Origin of the sequence: Saccharopolyspora phatthalungensis (genome assembly GCF_014203395.1) — a bacterium.
GTDB lineage: Bacteria > Actinomycetota > Actinomycetes > Mycobacteriales > Pseudonocardiaceae > Saccharopolyspora > Saccharopolyspora phatthalungensis.
On record NZ_JACHIW010000002.1, the window covers coordinates 2,068,260 to 2,083,894 of the forward strand.

General features: G+C 67.6%; 14 protein-coding genes and 1 pseudogene. 7 read left to right on the plus strand and 8 right to left on the minus strand.

Features of this window, described 5'->3' with window-relative positions:
• Window positions 1-631: 631 nt before the first annotated feature.
• Together BJ970_RS38620 and BJ970_RS38625 are read left to right on the plus strand one after the other, a co-directional pair.
• A pseudogene (locus BJ970_RS38620) lies at window positions 632-1,166 on the plus strand (beta-ketoacyl [acyl carrier protein] synthase domain-containing protein); the annotation flags it as partial.
• A gap of 23 nt (window positions 1,167-1,189) precedes the next feature.
• Entirely contained in the window at window positions 1,190-1,570 is a 381-nt protein-coding gene (locus tag BJ970_RS38625) for an alpha/beta hydrolase family protein (RefSeq protein WP_246471964.1), read from the plus strand.
• A 235-nt stretch (window positions 1,571-1,805) separates the two neighbouring features.
• Here BJ970_RS38625 and BJ970_RS35105 read toward each other — a convergent pair whose 3' ends face one another.
• Window positions 1,806-2,774 carry a helix-turn-helix transcriptional regulator gene (locus BJ970_RS35105; protein ID WP_184732200.1) on the minus strand — a complete coding sequence of 323 codons (969 nt, stop codon included), beginning with the start codon at window positions 2,772-2,774 and terminating at the stop codon, window positions 1,806-1,808.
• A 282-nt stretch (window positions 2,775-3,056) separates the two neighbouring features.
• On the opposite strand from BJ970_RS35105, the gene BJ970_RS35110 reads away from it, so the two are divergent.
• Together BJ970_RS35110 and BJ970_RS35115 are read left to right on the plus strand one after the other, a co-directional pair.
• Window positions 3,057-3,443: a N,N-dimethylformamidase alpha subunit family protein gene (locus BJ970_RS35110; RefSeq protein WP_184732202.1), complete on the plus strand. Its 387-nt coding sequence runs from the start codon at window positions 3,057-3,059 to the stop codon at window positions 3,441-3,443.
• 13 nt (window positions 3,444-3,456) lie between these two features.
• Window positions 3,457-5,814 carry a N,N-dimethylformamidase beta subunit family domain-containing protein gene (locus BJ970_RS35115; RefSeq protein WP_184732204.1) on the plus strand — a complete coding sequence of 786 codons (2,358 nt, stop codon included), beginning with the start codon at window positions 3,457-3,459 and terminating at the stop codon, window positions 5,812-5,814.
• Window positions 5,815-6,195: 381 nt separating this feature from the next.
• On the opposite strand, the gene BJ970_RS35120 is transcribed toward BJ970_RS35115, so the two are convergent.
• Window positions 6,196-6,915 (minus strand): 5-formyltetrahydrofolate cyclo-ligase, encoded by a 720-nt coding sequence (locus BJ970_RS35120; protein ID WP_184732207.1) that lies wholly within the window; start codon window positions 6,913-6,915, stop codon window positions 6,196-6,198.
• A 212-nt stretch (window positions 6,916-7,127) separates the two neighbouring features.
• Complete coding sequence (locus BJ970_RS35125) at window positions 7,128-8,006, minus strand: helix-turn-helix transcriptional regulator (protein ID WP_184732208.1); 879 nt, start codon at window positions 8,004-8,006, stop codon at window positions 7,128-7,130.
• 135 nt (window positions 8,007-8,141) lie between these two features.
• Between BJ970_RS35125 and BJ970_RS35130 the strand changes: the two genes are divergently transcribed.
• Complete coding sequence (locus tag BJ970_RS35130) at window positions 8,142-8,399, plus strand: hypothetical protein (RefSeq protein WP_184732210.1); 258 nt, start codon at window positions 8,142-8,144, stop codon at window positions 8,397-8,399.
• Window positions 8,400-8,456: 57 nt separating this feature from the next.
• Here the strand turns inward: BJ970_RS35130 and BJ970_RS35135 are convergent, their stop codons facing one another.
• The 5 genes from BJ970_RS35135 to BJ970_RS35155 are packed head-to-tail and all read right to left on the minus strand — an operon-like array spanning window position 8,457 to window position 12,283.
• The gene (locus BJ970_RS35135) at window positions 8,457-9,470 is read right to left on the minus strand and encodes a CaiB/BaiF CoA transferase family protein (protein WP_184732212.1); all 1,014 of its coding nucleotides are present in this window, start codon (window positions 9,468-9,470) and stop codon (window positions 8,457-8,459) included.
• Window positions 9,471-9,484: 14 nt separating this feature from the next.
• The gene (locus tag BJ970_RS35140) at window positions 9,485-10,210 is read right to left on the minus strand and encodes an SDR family NAD(P)-dependent oxidoreductase (RefSeq protein ID WP_184732214.1); all 726 of its coding nucleotides are present in this window, start codon (window positions 10,208-10,210) and stop codon (window positions 9,485-9,487) included.
• A complete protein-coding gene (locus BJ970_RS35145; protein ID WP_184732216.1) occupies window positions 10,207-10,719 on the minus strand; it encodes a Rossmann-fold NAD(P)-binding domain-containing protein in 513 nt (170 codons plus the stop codon). Before BJ970_RS35145 ends, BJ970_RS35140 begins: the two co-directional genes overlap by 4 nt.
• The gene (locus tag BJ970_RS35150) at window positions 10,716-11,870 is read right to left on the minus strand and encodes a thiolase family protein (protein WP_184732218.1); all 1,155 of its coding nucleotides are present in this window, start codon (window positions 11,868-11,870) and stop codon (window positions 10,716-10,718) included. Before BJ970_RS35150 ends, BJ970_RS35145 begins: the two co-directional genes overlap by 4 nt.
• Window positions 11,867-12,283: a Zn-ribbon domain-containing OB-fold protein gene (locus BJ970_RS35155; protein ID WP_184732220.1), complete on the minus strand. Its 417-nt coding sequence runs from the start codon at window positions 12,281-12,283 to the stop codon at window positions 11,867-11,869. The genes BJ970_RS35150 and BJ970_RS35155 overlap by 4 nt, the downstream gene beginning before the upstream one ends.
• A gap of 257 nt (window positions 12,284-12,540) precedes the next feature.
• Here BJ970_RS35155 and BJ970_RS35160 point away from each other — a divergent pair, with 257 nt between their 5' ends.
• Together BJ970_RS35160 and BJ970_RS35165 are read left to right on the plus strand one after the other, a co-directional pair.
• Entirely contained in the window at window positions 12,541-12,993 is a 453-nt protein-coding gene (locus tag BJ970_RS35160; protein WP_184732222.1) for a MarR family winged helix-turn-helix transcriptional regulator, read from the plus strand.
• Between the two features lie 190 nt (window positions 12,994-13,183).
• Window positions 13,184-15,619, plus strand: a complete 2,436-nt coding sequence (locus BJ970_RS35165; RefSeq protein WP_184732224.1) for a glycoside hydrolase family 65 protein — start codon at window positions 13,184-13,186, stop codon at window positions 15,617-15,619.
• Window positions 15,620-15,635 lie beyond the last annotated feature (16 nt).

Genomic DNA, 15,635 nt, shown 5'->3' on the forward strand with positions numbered 1-15,635 from the left:
TTTTCCCAGGTCGCCGAAAACTCGCGCCCGGCAACGTATTCGGTCCGAGTTCATTCCGACACGTCCCGTCACCCCGCGCGCCGTCATCCGCCGCCTGACCATCCGATTGACCCGAGAACATCCACATTGCGGCTTTCGCCGTCTGCCCGTCGCCACCGTCCACAACAGAGCCTCGACCACCCGCCGGCACGACCGTGCACCGAGTTTTGGCACCGTACGGGCCTACTTGGCGCTGCACCGGGTGTTCGCCGCGCGTCCGCCTCCTTGGCACTTGCACTAAAGGGCCAGCTTCGATGCTCGAACTGACTACCTTCCATGGCTCTCGCGATGACGCTCCTACGCTGCGCCCATGCGGATGGATTCATTGCTGCTTTCAGCCCCGCTGGGGATCACCTTGAGACCGCCCCCTGCCCATTGTCCGCCACACCTGCCTCTCGCGGCGTGACGGCCCGGACCGAAATTGAATCTTGTCTATCGTGCCGGTCGGTAATCCTCGTCAATTGCTCGGGTAATCGGCGCCTTGTTTTCGCAGGCGTTGATCGGCTGCGGCATCCGCAGCATTCCGTGAACCAACGAACCCAAAGGCCCGCTGGAGGACGAAAGTAGCAGGTCTCCCCCTCGATGCTTCCGACATCTGCTGACCGGTACCTCCGCCGCCGTCGCGTCGGGCAGGCTCGCCTACTTCTACGGTTCGGAAGGCCCGGCGATCACGGTCGACACGGCCCAGTCATCCTCATTGGTGGCACTGCATCTGGCCTGCCGGTCGTTGCGAGCACGCGAATGCACGGTGGCGTTGGCCGGGGGTGTCTCGGTGCTGTCCACCCCCGGTGTGTTCGTGGAATTCAGCAGGCAGCGGGCGCCGGCGCCGGATGGGCGCTGCAAGGCGTTCTCCGCGACCGCAGACGGGACAGCCTGGGCCGAGGGCGCCGGTGTCCTCGTTTGGAGCGGCTCTCCGATGCGGTGCGCGGTGGGCACCGCGTCATGGCCGTGATTCGTTCCTCGGCGGTCAATCAGGACGGCGCGAGCAACGGACTTACCGTGCCCAATGGTTCGGCGCGGGAACGCATGTTCCGCCAAGCGCTTTCGGCAGCTCGGCTGGGCCGGCGGACGTGGACATGGTCGAGGCCCACGGCACCGGCACCCGGGTCGGCGACCTCGTCGAGGCGCCGAGCGGCTGGAGCGGGCGAGGATGGCGCCGACCGGAATCGTCCTGCTCGACACCTACCTGCCCACCAGCGACGAGATCGCGGCGATCCTGCCCGAGCTCATCGGGGACATGTTCGAGCCGCCAGACGGAATCGCCCACCTCGAACAGCTCCGGCTCACCGCGATGGGACGGTATTTCCGGATGTTCGGCGACTGGAACCCGAATCCGGTTTCCGCGCCGAAGCTGTTCGTGCGGCCGGGCGACCCGCTTCGCGAACACCATCGAGAAGTCGCCTGGCGGGCCGGGTGGCCGCTGCCCCACCATTCGGCGGATGTTGGCGGGAACCACTTCACGATGATGAGCGAGGGGGCCGCGACGACGGCCGAGGCGATTTCGCGATGGATCGACGCGCTCCGGCATTGAAACGTCCTAATGTCCGCTGGGCGGAATGGGAATTTCGGTCCGATCGGTGCAACAGCCCCCGCTGTCTGCTTTATTCGCGATGCTCTATTCGCGCGGCGTGGGACGACTGCGGCGTGCGGCGACTTCCGTTATCGGTGAGGTGATTTCAGATTCTCGGTTTTCCGGCGACGCTTCTGGGGAAATGCCGATTTCGCCACTTTTGAAACGATTCTTTAGGCGTCGAGAAGTCCGCGCGTCAGGCGCGGGCGGAGGGCACGGGGCGCCGAAGCAGCCCCTCGTTGATGGCACGGGAGGCGGCCTCGGCCCGCGTCGTGCAGCAGAGCTTGGCAAGCAGGTGCTCGACGTGCTTGGCGACGGTCTTGGTCGAGAGGAACAACGTGGCAGCGATCTGCGGGTTCGAGCACCCGGCCGTCACGAGCGTGAGCACGTCAAGCTCGCGAGGCGTCAGCTCGTGCGGGAGGCGGCTCGCAGCCACGGTGACCACGGCGCCCTCCGGGATGGGTGCTAGCCGCACCTCGTGCCAATGTCCGGCGTCGTCCTGCCACAGGAAACGGGTGACCACCTGCCCGGAGCACAGCGTCTGGGCCACGGCGCGGGGCAGCGCGCCGTCGGAGATGAGGTGGGGCCCGGGAGCGGGGCCCGCGAGCGTGACCACCCTCGCCTCAGGGGTCACGATGGCCCCTCCTTCCTCGGTGCCGAGCGAGGAAGCCAGCCACGTGGGCGGGCGAAGGATGTCGGTCACGCCGGCCAGCATCTGCTGCATGATGACCAGCGCATGCGCCGCGGAGTCCGAGGGGTGGCGCCGCGAGTCGGTGCTGACGTGCATGCTGCCGGTGTAGCGGCCGTCCGGCGTGTAAAGGCAGGTCGTCACGCCTTCGTCGAAGCCCGCCGGCATGAACACCTCGCGCGCGGAGTACAGCCGGCGGTAGTCGAACGGCATGTCGCGCCAGCGCAGCGGCTCCGGGTCGACGTTGCGCATGAGTTCGTAGACCTCGTCGTGGTGCACGAACCAGGTGTCGAGGTGCCGCACCACCTCGGGCGGGTAGGACGCGTTGGCGATCGTTTCGTGTCGATCGGTAATTGGATTCCACGCGCTGATGCTGGCCGCCGCGTACGGCACGATCGACCGGAAACGGTCCAGGATCTCGGCGGCGCCGGCCCTCAGGTCGGTGGTAGCCGCGGCGATTTGTCCGATATCGAGCAAACACTCAATGTCGCGCGGCGCGATGTGCTGGCCGTGGGTGCGAAGAACCCCGGCAGGACTCCGGTGAGTGCTACGGCGACCCGGACCTCGCCCTTGACCTATGCCAACCATTATGTCCAGCAATTGTGGGCGAGGTCCGGGGAGCGGGCAAGAGCGGTGCCGGCGAAAAATGCGCAAGTTGACTTATCGAACCGGCGTCGGCAGCGGGCTACGTTGAATAGCGCGGGTGTTCCGGAGTCCCGGAGTTCCGATGGTTCGGCCGGCAAAGGAGGTTGATCAGGGATGGCAGTGGAGCTTCCCTCTCAGGAAGAGCAGTTCGCGCGCGAGCACGCCGCGTATCTCCAGGTCGAGCAGCACATCCTGGAAACCGAGGTCAAACCGCGCATTACCCAGGCGATCATCGACGAGCACCGCACGCGACCGATCGGCAAGCACAGTGACGAGCTGGAGCGGGTGCTCATCTACCTGCGAAAGCATCACCTGAAAATGCCGGGCAAGTACATCCTCGTGTGCACGAAACCGCACGAGGAATGGCGCATTGCGACGATCATCGGCACGCCCGGGCGCCCGCCCGAGCTCCTGCCCGACAGCTTTCCCGACCGATACGAGGCCGAGCACGGCCTCTTCCTGAAGCGGCTCGCGGACGCCGACCTGTTGCCGGCGTACTGAGGAGGTCAGGATCATGAAGGTCATCGGCTACAGCGACGAGCTGAGCGTGTTCCCCGGCGAGCTCGTGAACTTCTTCGTCAGCTGTGACGCGGAGAGCTATCACGCCGACATCGTGAAGCTTATTCACGGCGACACGAACCCCGACGGCCCGGGCTTCAAGGTCGAACCGGTCCGCACCGACATCGACACCGACTACGAGGGCCGGGTGCAGCGCGTCTACTCCGGTTCCCATGTGATCGTCGACGATCATCCGCGCCTGCGTCTCCCCGTTTTCACGCTGCAGGTGCTGATCTGCCCGACGATGCCGACGAAGACCGAGGGCTACTGGCGGCCGGGCCCGCAAGGGCTGCTGACGAAGTGGGACGCTTCCAGGGAAGCGGGGTACGGCCTGTTCATCGGGGAGGACGGGTGCCTCGAAGCCTGGCTGGGCGATGGGCCGGGAAACGTCCACCGCATTTCCTCCGGAAAACCGTTGCTGGCCGGATGTTGGTACCTCGCCTCGATGTCCGTGGAAAATGGCACCGTCACGCTCAACCAGGAGCCGATCGTCACGCCGACGAACGGGCGCTTCGCGCTGGCGAGCTCCTTGCAGTCGACTACCGCGCTCGTGATGGAGCACAGCACCGTGCGCGTGCCGAACGACGTCGACGTGCCGTTGGTGATGGCCGGTTATGTCGAGCAGTTGACCGACGAGCCGATCGGAGTGGCGGTAGCCGGTGGCTACAACGGCAAGCTCGACCGGCCGCGGGTGCATGCGGCGGCGCTGCCGCGCGAGCAAATCGTTTCACAGATCGACAATCCGCACGGTCCGGCGCTGGTCGCCGCGTGGAACTTCCAGGAGGAGATCACCCGGCAGGGCATCCGCGAGACCCGCCGGATCACCGATGTGTCGGCGAACCAGCTGCACGGCCGCACGGTCAACGTGCCGACCCGGGCGGTGACCGGCTACAACTGGCGGGCCAAGGAGCAGAACTTCATCCATGCCACGGACCAGTACGGCGCGATCCACTTTCATGATGACGATCTCGACGACGCGCGCTGGGCGGTCGACTTCACGCTGAAGGTCCCCGACGATCTCCCCTCCGGTCTGTATGCCGCGCGGCTGCGCGCCGACGCCGACACCGACTACGTGCCGTTCTACGTTCGCCCGCTCCCCGGGCGGGAAAAACGCATCTGCTTCCTCGTGCCGACCGCCAGCTACCTGGCCTACGCCAATGATCATGTGACGTTGACGGCGCCGCTGGCACAACTTTTCGTGGCGCGGGCACCGGCGCTGCAAGAAGGCAACATCGTCCTGTCCGAGCATCGCGAGTTCGGCCTTTCCACCTATGACGTGCACAGCGACGGATCCGGGGTGGCGTACTCCTCGCGGCTGCGGCCGATTCTGAACATGCGCCCGGGCTTCCGGCACTGGCTGTCGCCGTCGCTGTGGCAGTTCAACGCCGACCTCCACCTGATCGATTGGCTCACGACCCTGGGCTACGAGTTCGACGTGATCACCGACCAGGACCTGCACCACGAGGGCGTCGACGTGCTGCGGCCGTACCGCGTGGTGCTCACCGGCTCGCACCCCGAGTACTACTCCGAGCAGATGCTCGACCACCTGCACGCCTACACCGAAGGCGGCGGGCGGCTCATGTACCTGGGCGCCAACGGTTTCTACTGGGTCATCAACTTCGACCCGGAGAACAAGAACGTCATTGAGGTGCGCAAGGGCCACGGCTCCAACGCATGGCGCTGCCGCCCCGGTGAATTCCACCTCTCCTTCACCGGGGAATACGGCACACTTTGGCGCCATCGCGGCCGCGCGCCGCAACGGCTGGCAGGGGTCGGCTTCGGTGCCGAAGGCTTTGACGTCTCGTCCTACTACCGCCGCACCGAAGATGGCCGCAGCGACCAACTGAACTGGATGTTCGACGGGATCGCACCCGACGAAAAGTTAGGAGACTTCGGCCTCGTCGGCGACGGCGCGGCAGGACTCGAACTCGACATCTATGACGCGGCGCTCGGATCACCGCCGGAGGCGCTGATCGCGGCGAACTCGGAAGGTCACACCGACATCTACCTCGAAGTGCTCGAAGAGCTCTTCTTCAACGTCCCCGGCTCGGGCGGAACGCAGAACGGTCGCGTTCGCGGCGACATCGTCTACTTCCCCACCGCCAACGGCGGCGCGGTGTGGTCGGCGAGCTCGATCGCCTACTGCGGTTCGCTCTCCCACAACAACTACGACAACAACATCTCCAAGCTCACCAAGAACGTGCTCGACCGCTTCGCCTCCGACGGGCCGCCGCCCCCGGGCGCGCAGCGACAAGCCACCACCGCAGCCAACACGGAAGACACAGTCGAACCTCTCCTCGACGGAGTCGGCTGAGAAGCCACGTTGGCTGAGGAGCCCAGCCCCGACAACCCCCGACCTGGGCTCTGCACGCCAGTGGCGTCGGCCCCCCGAATGCCGACGCCACTGGCGAAAACCTCATAAGCCGTACCCCGCGCTCCCCCACTCCGACCACCCGGCCGCCCGGCTGGGGCATGCGGTCGCGAACGGGATAAGCCCTTCCAAGGCAGTTTCCGTTCGCGACCGGCGCCCCGAGAAGCGCCGGTGATCAACCAGGTAGCCATCTACTTTTCTCCCTTTCCGCATGGCTTTCCGTACCCCCCACTGAAACAGCCCGGAGCAACGAAAAGAGCGCCGAAGATGGTCACCCTTATCCAGGGACGAAAAGGACCACCATCACCACGGGAGAGGCAGCGTCTATCTGATGTTCTTGTGGCGAGCTTCCAGCACCGGGATTCTCGCGATCTTCTCGGGCGGCAGGTCGTCCCACAGAAGTCCCTGCGGTCGCCTCGGATCCGGGCAGCGGATGACGAAGTCGGGCGTCACGATCACATCCACGCTGAAGTCGTGGTCGGTCTCGGGAAGCTCGTCCTCAATGACCTGAAGGGGGTGCACAGTAGTCACGATCGTCGTCTCCGGCCCGATCAGCCCCGCCTCCTGAAGCAAGGCCACCTCGATGTCCGAGTAACCCGCGCCTTTGCCCAGCCGGACCCCGCGCCGGTTAACGGCCACGCTGCCGCAGACAATCAGGTCGACCGGTTTCATCTCGTCCACATCCACTTTACGGCCGATCTTCGCAGCGACGTTCTTACTGGCGGCCTCGTCGGCGGGCACTGACAGCTCAGCCGGGGCGAGCAGCGAGAAAGGTTTCGGCTCGGCCAGCTTCGGCACCGCCATGTATACGAGCTTGCCCTCTCGGAGAGCACGGGCACGGACGGGTTGCTGGGCCTTGTCCGGTACGGCCTTCACCACCTTGGCGGCCTGCCACTCGGGCAGTTCGGCCAGCCGCTCGGCGGCTCGATCGGCTCCGAAGAACGACGGGATGCGGCCGTGGACGCCAGCGGGGGCGGCCAGACCAGACTCCAGCAGCGCCCACACCCGCTCACGAATTGCCTGCTTCGCCTGATCGACGTTCACCAGCTCACCCCTACACGGTCATCAGGGCCCGGGCTGCTCGATTCCGACGCGGTCGAACTGGTCGCCATCTGCGACGAGGACGCCGAGGCCTTGCGCGAACAGCAGTACAAGCTGAAGGTTGCGGGCTACGCCAACGCGGACGCAAATCGGTTCGCCTCAATCGTTGCGGAACGCTACGGCCTCGGGCCGGGGGCCGTAGCGGCGTGATGAGATCAGCGCACGTTCGGTTCGCGTTCCTGGTTTTCGGTGCTGTTCCAGTTCGCCAGCAGGCGCATCGAGGTGTCCGAGGGCGAACCGGGTTCCGTGGTGTAGACGAACAAGATCTGGTCGGGATCCCCGGCCGGATGCAATGCCTGGTACTGCACGGTCAGGTCGCCGACGAGGGGATGGTGGTAGCCCTTCGACCCGGTGGTGCGCCGGTGCACCTTGTGGTCGGACCACCACTTCCGGAACTCCGCCGAGTGGATGAACAGGTCGCCGATCAGCGCCGACAGCTGCGGATCGTCCGGGTAGCGGCCGGCGTCGAGTCGCAGCATCGCCACCGTGTCGGCGGCGACCGCCGCCCAGTCCTGGTAGAGCTCGCGAGCATGCGGATCGAAGAACACGAACCGCGCCTGGTTTCGCTCGGCCGCCGGCAGCGCCCGGAACTCGGTGATCAGCGCACCGGCGAGCCGGTTGTGCGCCAAGACATCGAGCCGCCGTCCGAGGACGAACGCCGGGGAGTGCAGCTCGTCGAGCATTTCGATCAGTCGCAGGGTCGCGGGTTCCACGCGCTGGGGGCGTGCGCGGCGCTTGCGCCGGGCCGGCTCCGGCCGACCCAGGTCCATCAGGTGCTGGCGCTCGGCCTCGTTGAGCCTCAGAGCGGTGGCCAGCGCGTCCAGCACGTCGGCCGAGGCGCTGCGGCTGCGGCCCTGTTCCAGCCGCGTGTAGTAGTCCACGCTCACCCCAGCGAGCTGCGCGAGCTCTTCGCGCCTCAGTCCGGGGACCCGACGGCGGGAGGATTCGCGGCCCAGCGCCAGCTCCTCCGGACTCACCCGGGCCCGGCAGGTTCGCAGGAACTTCGCCAGCTCAGTGCTCTCCACGGCGCTCATAACGCCGATTTTGCCCGTTCAACGCGCGGTGGAACCGCGTCAACGTGGCCCAACTTGTCCCCCTCGCATGGCGATTTCTGGCCTGAAGCGGCAGTGGCCGACGCCCGGAGCTCCGGCGGCTGGCAATCTGATCATGTGCTTGACGTTGCCGACAAACTGGCCTCCGTCGCCTCCGCGGTCTTCGGGCTGGCGGCGCTGATCCTGACCGGCTACAGCGTGGGACTCCACCGGCATCCCTTGCTGCGTCGGCTTCTGCGGCGAGGATTCCCGCCCTCGGTGGTCGGTCGGCGGCGGGCCCGCGCGACCCAAACCCTGGCCTGGGCGCTGGCGGTGGCGGCCTTCATGTCCCTGGCGTACCTCACCCTTGTTCGGCTGTTGCAGGACAGGGGCTAGGTCGTCCTACCGGAACTGTCGTTTGCCGTGGTCGGCCAGGTTGCGGTTGGACAATGTCTACTCCGGTGTGATCCGGCCGAAGCGAGGCGCGGGGGCGGGTTCCACCCGGCCCTTGTTGACCCGCAGGGTGCCGCGTGTCACCACGTGTGGGTCGGCCGCCGCCTCGGCCATGCTCAGCACCGGCGTGACGCAGGCGTCGAGTGGCTCGAAGACGGCGGTCCACTCGGCCCGGGTGCGGGTGGCGAAGACCTCGGCGAACAGTTTCTTGGTGGCCGGCCAGGAAGCCCGGTCCCATTGCTCGGGCAGTTGCGCGGGATCCAGCCCGAGGGCACCTACCAGCCGGTCGTAGAACTGGGGCTCCATGCTGCCCACGGCCAGGTACCCGCCGTCGGCGGTCTGGTAGACGTCGTAGAACGGGGCCCCGGTGTCGATGTCGTTGGTTCCCGGCTCAGGTTGCCAGCGCCCTGCCGCGACCCGGTTCCAGATTCCCGACATCAGCAGGCTGATCCCATCGACCATCGCGGCATCGACGACCTGGCCCCGTCCGTTGATGTGGCGGTCGTGCAAGGCGGCCAGGACACCGAAGGCGAGCAGCATCCCACCGCCGCCGTAGTCGCCGACCAGGTTCAGCGGCGGCACCGGCGCTTCGCCCCTCCGGGCGATGGAACGCAGCGCGCCGGTAAGGGCGAGGTAGTTGATGTCGTGCCCGGCCTTGGCGGACATCGGCCCGGTCTGTCCCCAACCCGTCATGCGCCCGTAGATCAGTCGCGGATTGATCTCCAGGCATGCGTCGGGCCCCAGCCCGAGCCGCTCCATGACCCCCGGACGGAAGCCTTCGAGCAGCACGTCGGCCGCCGCAATGAGCTCGTGCGCGCGGGCGCGCCCGGACTCCGACTTGAGATCGAGGCGGGTGGTGGGGCGTCCGCGTTCGAGGATGCCGCCGTCGGATTCGGACCCGGGCCGGTCGATCCGCACGATGTCGGCGCCGCAGTCGGCGAGCATCATCGCGGCGAACGGGGCCGGGCCGAGTCCGGCGAACTCCACGACGCGCAGTCCATGCAAGGGACCCATGATCTTCTGTCCTCTCACGCCGGGGGCCGGTAGGGATCGCCGATGCTGCGGCCGCCGCAGACCACGAGCACCTGGCCGGTGACGTAGGAAGCGCCGCTGAGATAGGCCACCGCGTCCGCGACGTCGCTGGGCCGCCCGGCGCGGCCGACCGGGATGGCGTCGAGGGTGCGCTGCCGGATGCGCTCCGGCAGGCCTTCGGTCATCCGCGTCGCCACGAATCCCGGCGCCACGCAATTGACGGTGATGCCCTGGCGCGCGACTTCGAGGGCAAGCGACCGGGTGGCGCCGACAAGCCCGCCCTTGGCGGTCGAGTAGGCGGTGGAACCGAAGGTGCCCAGCCACGCGCGCGAGGCGACGTTGATCACCGCTCCCCCATTGCGCTGCGCCATCGGCCCGAGCAGCAGCCGGGTGAGGGCGAGCGGCCCGAGCAGATTGATCGCGAGCAGGCGGCGGAACAGGGCGGGGTCGAGGGTGCCAACGCGGGCGTCTTCCAGCACGCCGGCGCAATTCACCAGGACGTCGATCGCCCCGAACTCCTCGACGCAGGCCGCCGCGACGGCCTCGCGTGAGGCCGGCGAGGTGACGTCGAGAACCATCGGCCGGGCCTTGGGCCCGAGGCCGGCCGCCGCCGCATGGGGATCGAGGTCGGCGACGACCACGACGTCCACGTCCCGGGCCAGCCGCTCGCAGACGCCATGCCCGATGCCCCCGGCTCCGCCGGTGACGAGTGCGGTTCTCATGGCCGCAACCTCCCCAGACCGCTGCCCGCGGTGACATAGATCTCCTGACCGGTGATGGCCGCCGATTCGGGCGCTACCAGCGCCGCGACCTGCCGGGCGACGGCGGGCTCGCTGCCGTCGGCGTAGAGCAGCGTGTTGACCGTCACGCCGTCGCGGCCAAGCTCGATCGCCAAGGTTCTGGACATGGACAGCACCCCGCCGGCGACCGCACTCGCCGCCGTGCTGTGCGGTCTCCCCAGCGCGACATCGTGCGGCAGTAGGAAAACCAGACGTCCTCCCCGGCTGCTCAACTCGGGCAGCACCTGTTGCACCTCGGCCAGCACGTCCCCGAGCACGTCGCCGATCTCGGCGTCGAGCAGTTCGTCGGAGAGCGCTTCGAGGTCCCGGTCACCGGGCAGGTCCGGGATCAGACAGGCCGCCGGCACGCCGCTATCCACTTTGGACAGAGCGTCCACGAGTGCGGTTCGGCCGCCCCAGACGGTCAGTCCGGCGCTCACCCCGGCGGTCATTTCGACATCACCAGCGTCGTCACCGAACCTCCGTCCGTTCCGTTGACCGTGCCGCCCTTGCAGTAGCTCAGCCCGACGCGAGCGCCCTCGACCTGACGGCCGCCGGCAGTGCCTCGCAGCTGCCAGGTCAGCTCACAGGCTTGGGCGACTCCGGTGGCACCGACCGGATGCCCGCGAGAGAGCAGACCGCCACTGGGGTTGACCGGCAGGCGCCCGCCGAGCGAGGTTTCGCCCGCCGCGGTCCAGGCCGCCCCGGCACCGCGCGGGATCAGGCCGAGCCCTTCCATCCGCACGATTTCGGCGATGGTGAAGCAGTCGTGCATCTCCACCAGGTCGATGTCCTCCGGGCCGATCCCGGTGAGTTTCCACGCTTCCTCGGCGGCCCGCCGGGAAACGTCCTCTTCGTTGACGTCGCCGGTGCCGGGCCGCACGCTGCCGCTGACCAGGGCGCAGCCCAGCATCCGGGGCCCCGGCGCGACGAGGCCGAGACGCCGCAGACCGGCCGGGGTGCACAGCACCATCGCGGCGGCTCCGTCGGAGATCGGGCTGCAGTCCAGCAGGCCCAGCGGTTCGGCGATCGGGCGCGCGTTGAGGACTTCCTCGATGCTGACCGGCCGCTGGTACTGCGCGAAGGGGTTGTGGACCGAGTGGGCGTGGTTCTTCACCGCGACCGCCGCGATCTGTTCGCGCGTCGCACCGTGATCGGCCATGTAGCGCCGGGCGCTGAGGCCATGGCCGGCGGCCATGACGTAGCCGACCGCCGCGTCCAGATCGCCCGGGTCGGGCCGGACGCCACCGGCGACCCGGTCGGTCATTTTCTCCACGCCCACGATCAGCACGACATCGTGCAGTCCGGCGGCTAGCGCCACCCAGGCTTCGCGCAGCGCGGTCGCGCCGCTGGCGCAGTAGTTTTCGTGGTTGGACACCGGCAGCCCGTCAAGTCCGAGCTGCGCGGCGATTCGTTGCCCGGCAACGGGTCCGCCGAATACATGGCCGACGTAGCACGCGTCGATCTGGGTGAGATCGGCGCCGGCGTCGAGGAGTGCCGCACGGGCGGCGCCGACCGCCATCCGTTCGAGCGTGACGTCGGCCGGGTACTTGCCGAAGCGGATCATCCCGGCGCCGGCCACGTGAGCAGGAGCGAGTGTCATGCCGTCACCTCGCTCGCGGCGCGGAACCGGTAGCCGACGAGCTCCGTGCCGTCCCCGTCCCGGCCGAAGGCCGTTGGTTCGAGTCGCACGCCCACTCCGATGGTGACGGCTTCGGGAGCCACCCCGACGACCTGACCCAGCACGCGGACCCCCTCCGGGAGGTCGATATAGGCCAGCACGTAGGGCACCTCGATCCCGGGCGGTGCCTGCCGGACGACCGTGAAGCTGTACACGGTGCCTTCGGGCGACAGCTCGGTCTCGGTGATCGGCTCGACGGCTCGGCAACCCGGGCAGAATTCCCGGGGCGGGAAGGTGACCGTGGCGCAGCGGCCACAGCGAGAACCGAGCAGACGCGGTGGCGTCAGCTTCAACAGCCCCTCCCGGAACGGGCGGGCCGCGGCAACGGCGGGCATCAGAACCTCCGGCGGTCTTCGGTGGACATCAGGACCGTACGAGTTTGATATATGATCACGCAACCCTCCTCTTTCCAAAAACCGGGTCCTTGCCAGCTATTTCGCCGACTTGCGGGCCCATCCTGGGCATCCCGGCCAGGCCGACTTAGCCTTCGACAGGCCTTATTTGTATCAAATATCGAAGAGGATGGGGTAGTGATGTTCAGAAATTCGACAGCTATCTGTGCAGTTAACTGTATAAATGCTAGCCTCGGGGCGTGAGCGACCAGCGATCCGAGTCACCGGTGGACACCTCCCTGCTGGCGGGCGAAATCCGAGTCGTCCTCGGCCAGCTCGTGCGCAGGCTCCGCGAGCAGGCGGAGGGCAGCGACCTGACCAAATCGCAGTCGTCGGTCCTGCTTCGCCTGGAACGCGACGGGGCGGCCACGGCCACGGCCCTGGCTCGCGCCGAGGGTGTGCGGCCACAGTCGATGGCCAAGATCATCCAGGTTCTCCAGGACGCGGGCTTGGTCACCGGATCGCCCGACCCGAACGATGGACGCAAGACGCTGCTGAGTCTCACCGAAGCCGCTCGCGAGCAGTTCCGCACCGGGCGGCGCGCCAAGGAGGACTGGCTGGCCAGGGCCCTCGAAGCCGGTTTCTCCGCCGCGGAGATCCGGCAACTGTCCGCTTGCACGGATTTGTTGCGGCGCCTGGGCCAGTTCCCCTGAACCGCCGATCGTCCCTGCGCAGCCCCGCGCGACCGATCTGGCGCTCGATGTCCGAATGTTCGAAGTTCCGGCTCGCGGTGCGAGCCGTTCGTCCCCGTCACATCCTGAGTGCGGGCAATGTCGGGGAGGCCGCCATGAGCAACCAACGCCAATACGCGACCGCAGTCGTCATCTTCCGCGACGACCTCCGATGACCGCCTGGCAATTCGGCTTCCACGACTTCGACCCGGACGACGAAGGCCGCCGGGAAGCCTTGTGCACGCTGGGCAACGGCTACTTCGCCACGCGCGGAGCGGCACCGGAGTCCCGCGCCGACGGCGTGCACTACCCCGGCACCTACGTCGCCGGCTGCTACAACCGGCTCACCACGACGGTGGCCGACCACGAGGTGGAAACCGAATCGCTGGTCAACATGCCGAACTGGCTGCTGCTGACCTTCCGCCTCAACGACGGCCCCTGGTTCGACCTGACGCAGGTCGACCTGCTCGACCACGAGCAAGAACTGGACCTCGAACGCGGCATTCTGGTCCGCCGGCTGCGTTTCCGCGACCGGCAAGCCCGCACCACCAGGGTCGTGCAGCACCGCTTCGTGCACATGGCCTCACCGCACCTCGCCGGGCTGGAAACCACGCTCGTCGCGGAGGACTGGTCGGGCACGCTGACGTTGCGCTGCGGAATCGACGGGAACGTGGCCAACACCGGGGTCGCCCGCTATCGCGCGCTGGGCGACCGGCACCTCGTCGATTACCACACCGCCGAAATCTCCCCGAATATCGTTGTGCTACAGGCACGAACATCCCAGTCGCACATCCGCATAGCCGAGGCCGAGCGCGCCCGAATCTACCTGGGTGACGAGCCGATCGACGCGAAGCGGTCACTCCTGCGGCACGCGAACGTCATCGCCCACGATCTCACCGTCGAGGTCCAACGGGGCACCGAGGTGCGGGTGGAGAAGATCGTCTCCCTGCACACCTCGCGGGACTTCGCCACCACCGAACCCGTTGCGGAGTCCGTGGAACAGGTGCGCGACGCCGCCGGCTTCGACGGCCTGTGCCGATCGCACAGCCTCGCCTGGGCACGCCTGCACAGAACGTTCCACTATGGACTGTCAATGAGCGAGGCCGCTCGGCAAGCGGTGCACCTGCACCTGTTCCACCTGCTGCAGACCATTTCGCCCAACAGCACCGATCTCGACGTCGGCCTACCCGCCCGTGGCCTGCACGGCGAGGCATATCGCGGCCACGTGTTCTGGGACGAGCTGTTCATCCTGCCCACCCTCAGCCTGCGCATGCCGCAGTTGGCCCGCCTGCTGCTGCACTACCGCTACCGCCGGCTGCGGCAAGCGCGCAACGCCGCCCGCGATGCCGGATTCGCCGGGGCGATGTTCCCGTGGCAGAGCGGCAGTAACGGCCGGGAGGAAAGCCAGCTGCTGCACCTCAACCCCCGCTCCGGCCGCTGGCTGCCCGATCACACGCACCTGCAACGGCACATCGGCATCGCCGTGGCCCACAACATTTGGCACTACTACCAGGCCACCGGGGACGACGAGTTCCTCAGCGACTACGGCGCGGAAATGATCCTCGACATCGCGCGGTTCTTCTCCTCGCTCGCCCAGTACGACCACAGCCGCGACCGCTACGTCATCCGCGGCGTCGTCGGCCCGGATGAGTATCACACCGCCTACCCCGGCCGAGACCGACCGGGAATCGACAACAACGCCTACACCAACATCATGACCGCCTGGCTGTGCCGCACCGCGGTGCGCCTCCTGCACGAACTGCCCGCCGAGCGCCGCGATGAGCTCACCGATGCCCTCGACATCCGCCATCACGAAACCGACCGGTGGAACCGCATCGCACAACGGATGTTCGTGCCGTTCCACGCCGACGGCATCATCAGCCAGTTCGAAGGCTACGACCGGCTCGCCGAACTCGACTGGGACGCCTACCGCGGCCGTTACGGGGACATCCAACGCCTGGACCGCATCCTGGAAGCCGAAAACGACGACCCGAACCGCTACCAGGCATCCAAGCAAGCCGACGTGCTGATGCTGTTCTACCTGCTGTCGGCCGAAGAACTGGAGGACATCCTCACCAGGCTCGGCTACCCCATGCCCGCCGAGACGATCCCCGACAACATCGACTACTACCTCAGGCGCACCAGCCACGGATCCACCCTCAGCGCGGTGGTGCACGCCTGGGTTCTCGCCCGCGGCCACCGGCACCGGGCGCTGGAGTTCTTCGACGAAGTGCTGGCCAGCGACATTCACGACACCCAGCACGGCACCACCAACGAAGGCATCCACCTCGCCGCCATGACCGGCGGCGTCGACCTACTGCAACGCTGCTTCGCCGGCATCGAAGTCCGCGACGGCATGCTGCGGTTCAACCCGCTGTGGCCGACCGAGCTCGGCCCGCTGGAGCTATCCCTGCGCTACCGCGGCCTGCCGCTCACCATCAAGGTCACCGGACGCACCATCACCGTGCGAAGCGCACTCGGACCGGCCCACCGCCGGGTGACCTGCGCCTGCGGCCCCCGAACCGTCCACCTCGGGCCGGGCGAGACCGCACGGTTCTCGCTGGAACACCCACCCCGGGGCGGCGATCCCACGGCCTTTCCACCTTGAGCACGACGACACGGGT

Bases quoted from the DNA above. Each gene is read 5' to 3' on its own strand.
- BJ970_RS38625 (WP_246471964.1), top strand. From the start codon at position 1,190: ATGGCGCCGACCGGAATCGTCCTGCTCGACACCTACCTGCCCACCAGC.
- BJ970_RS35110 (WP_184732202.1), top strand. From the start codon at position 3,057: ATGGCAGTGGAGCTTCCCTCTCAGGAAGAGCAGTTCGCGCGCGAGCAC.
- BJ970_RS35115 (WP_184732204.1), top strand. From the start codon at position 3,457: ATGAAGGTCATCGGCTACAGCGACGAGCTGAGCGTGTTCCCCGGCGAG.
- BJ970_RS35125 (WP_184732208.1), bottom strand. From the start codon at position 8,006: ATGAGCGCCGTGGAGAGCACTGAGCTGGCGAAGTTCCTGCGAACCTGC.
- BJ970_RS35135 (WP_184732212.1), bottom strand. From the start codon at position 9,470: ATGGGTCCCTTGCATGGACTGCGCGTCGTGGAGTTCGCCGGACTCGGC.
- BJ970_RS35140 (WP_184732214.1), bottom strand. From the start codon at position 10,210: ATGAGAACCGCACTCGTCACCGGCGGAGCCGGGGGCATCGGGCATGGC.
- BJ970_RS35145 (WP_184732216.1), bottom strand. From the start codon at position 10,719: ATGACCGCCGGGGTGAGCGCCGGACTGACCGTCTGGGGCGGCCGAACC.
- BJ970_RS35150 (WP_184732218.1), bottom strand. From the start codon at position 11,870: ATGACACTCGCTCCTGCTCACGTGGCCGGCGCCGGGATGATCCGCTTC.
- BJ970_RS35155 (WP_184732220.1), bottom strand. From the start codon at position 12,283: ATGCCCGCCGTTGCCGCGGCCCGCCCGTTCCGGGAGGGGCTGTTGAAG.
- BJ970_RS35165 (WP_184732224.1), top strand. From the start codon at position 13,184: ATGACCGCCTGGCAATTCGGCTTCCACGACTTCGACCCGGACGACGAA.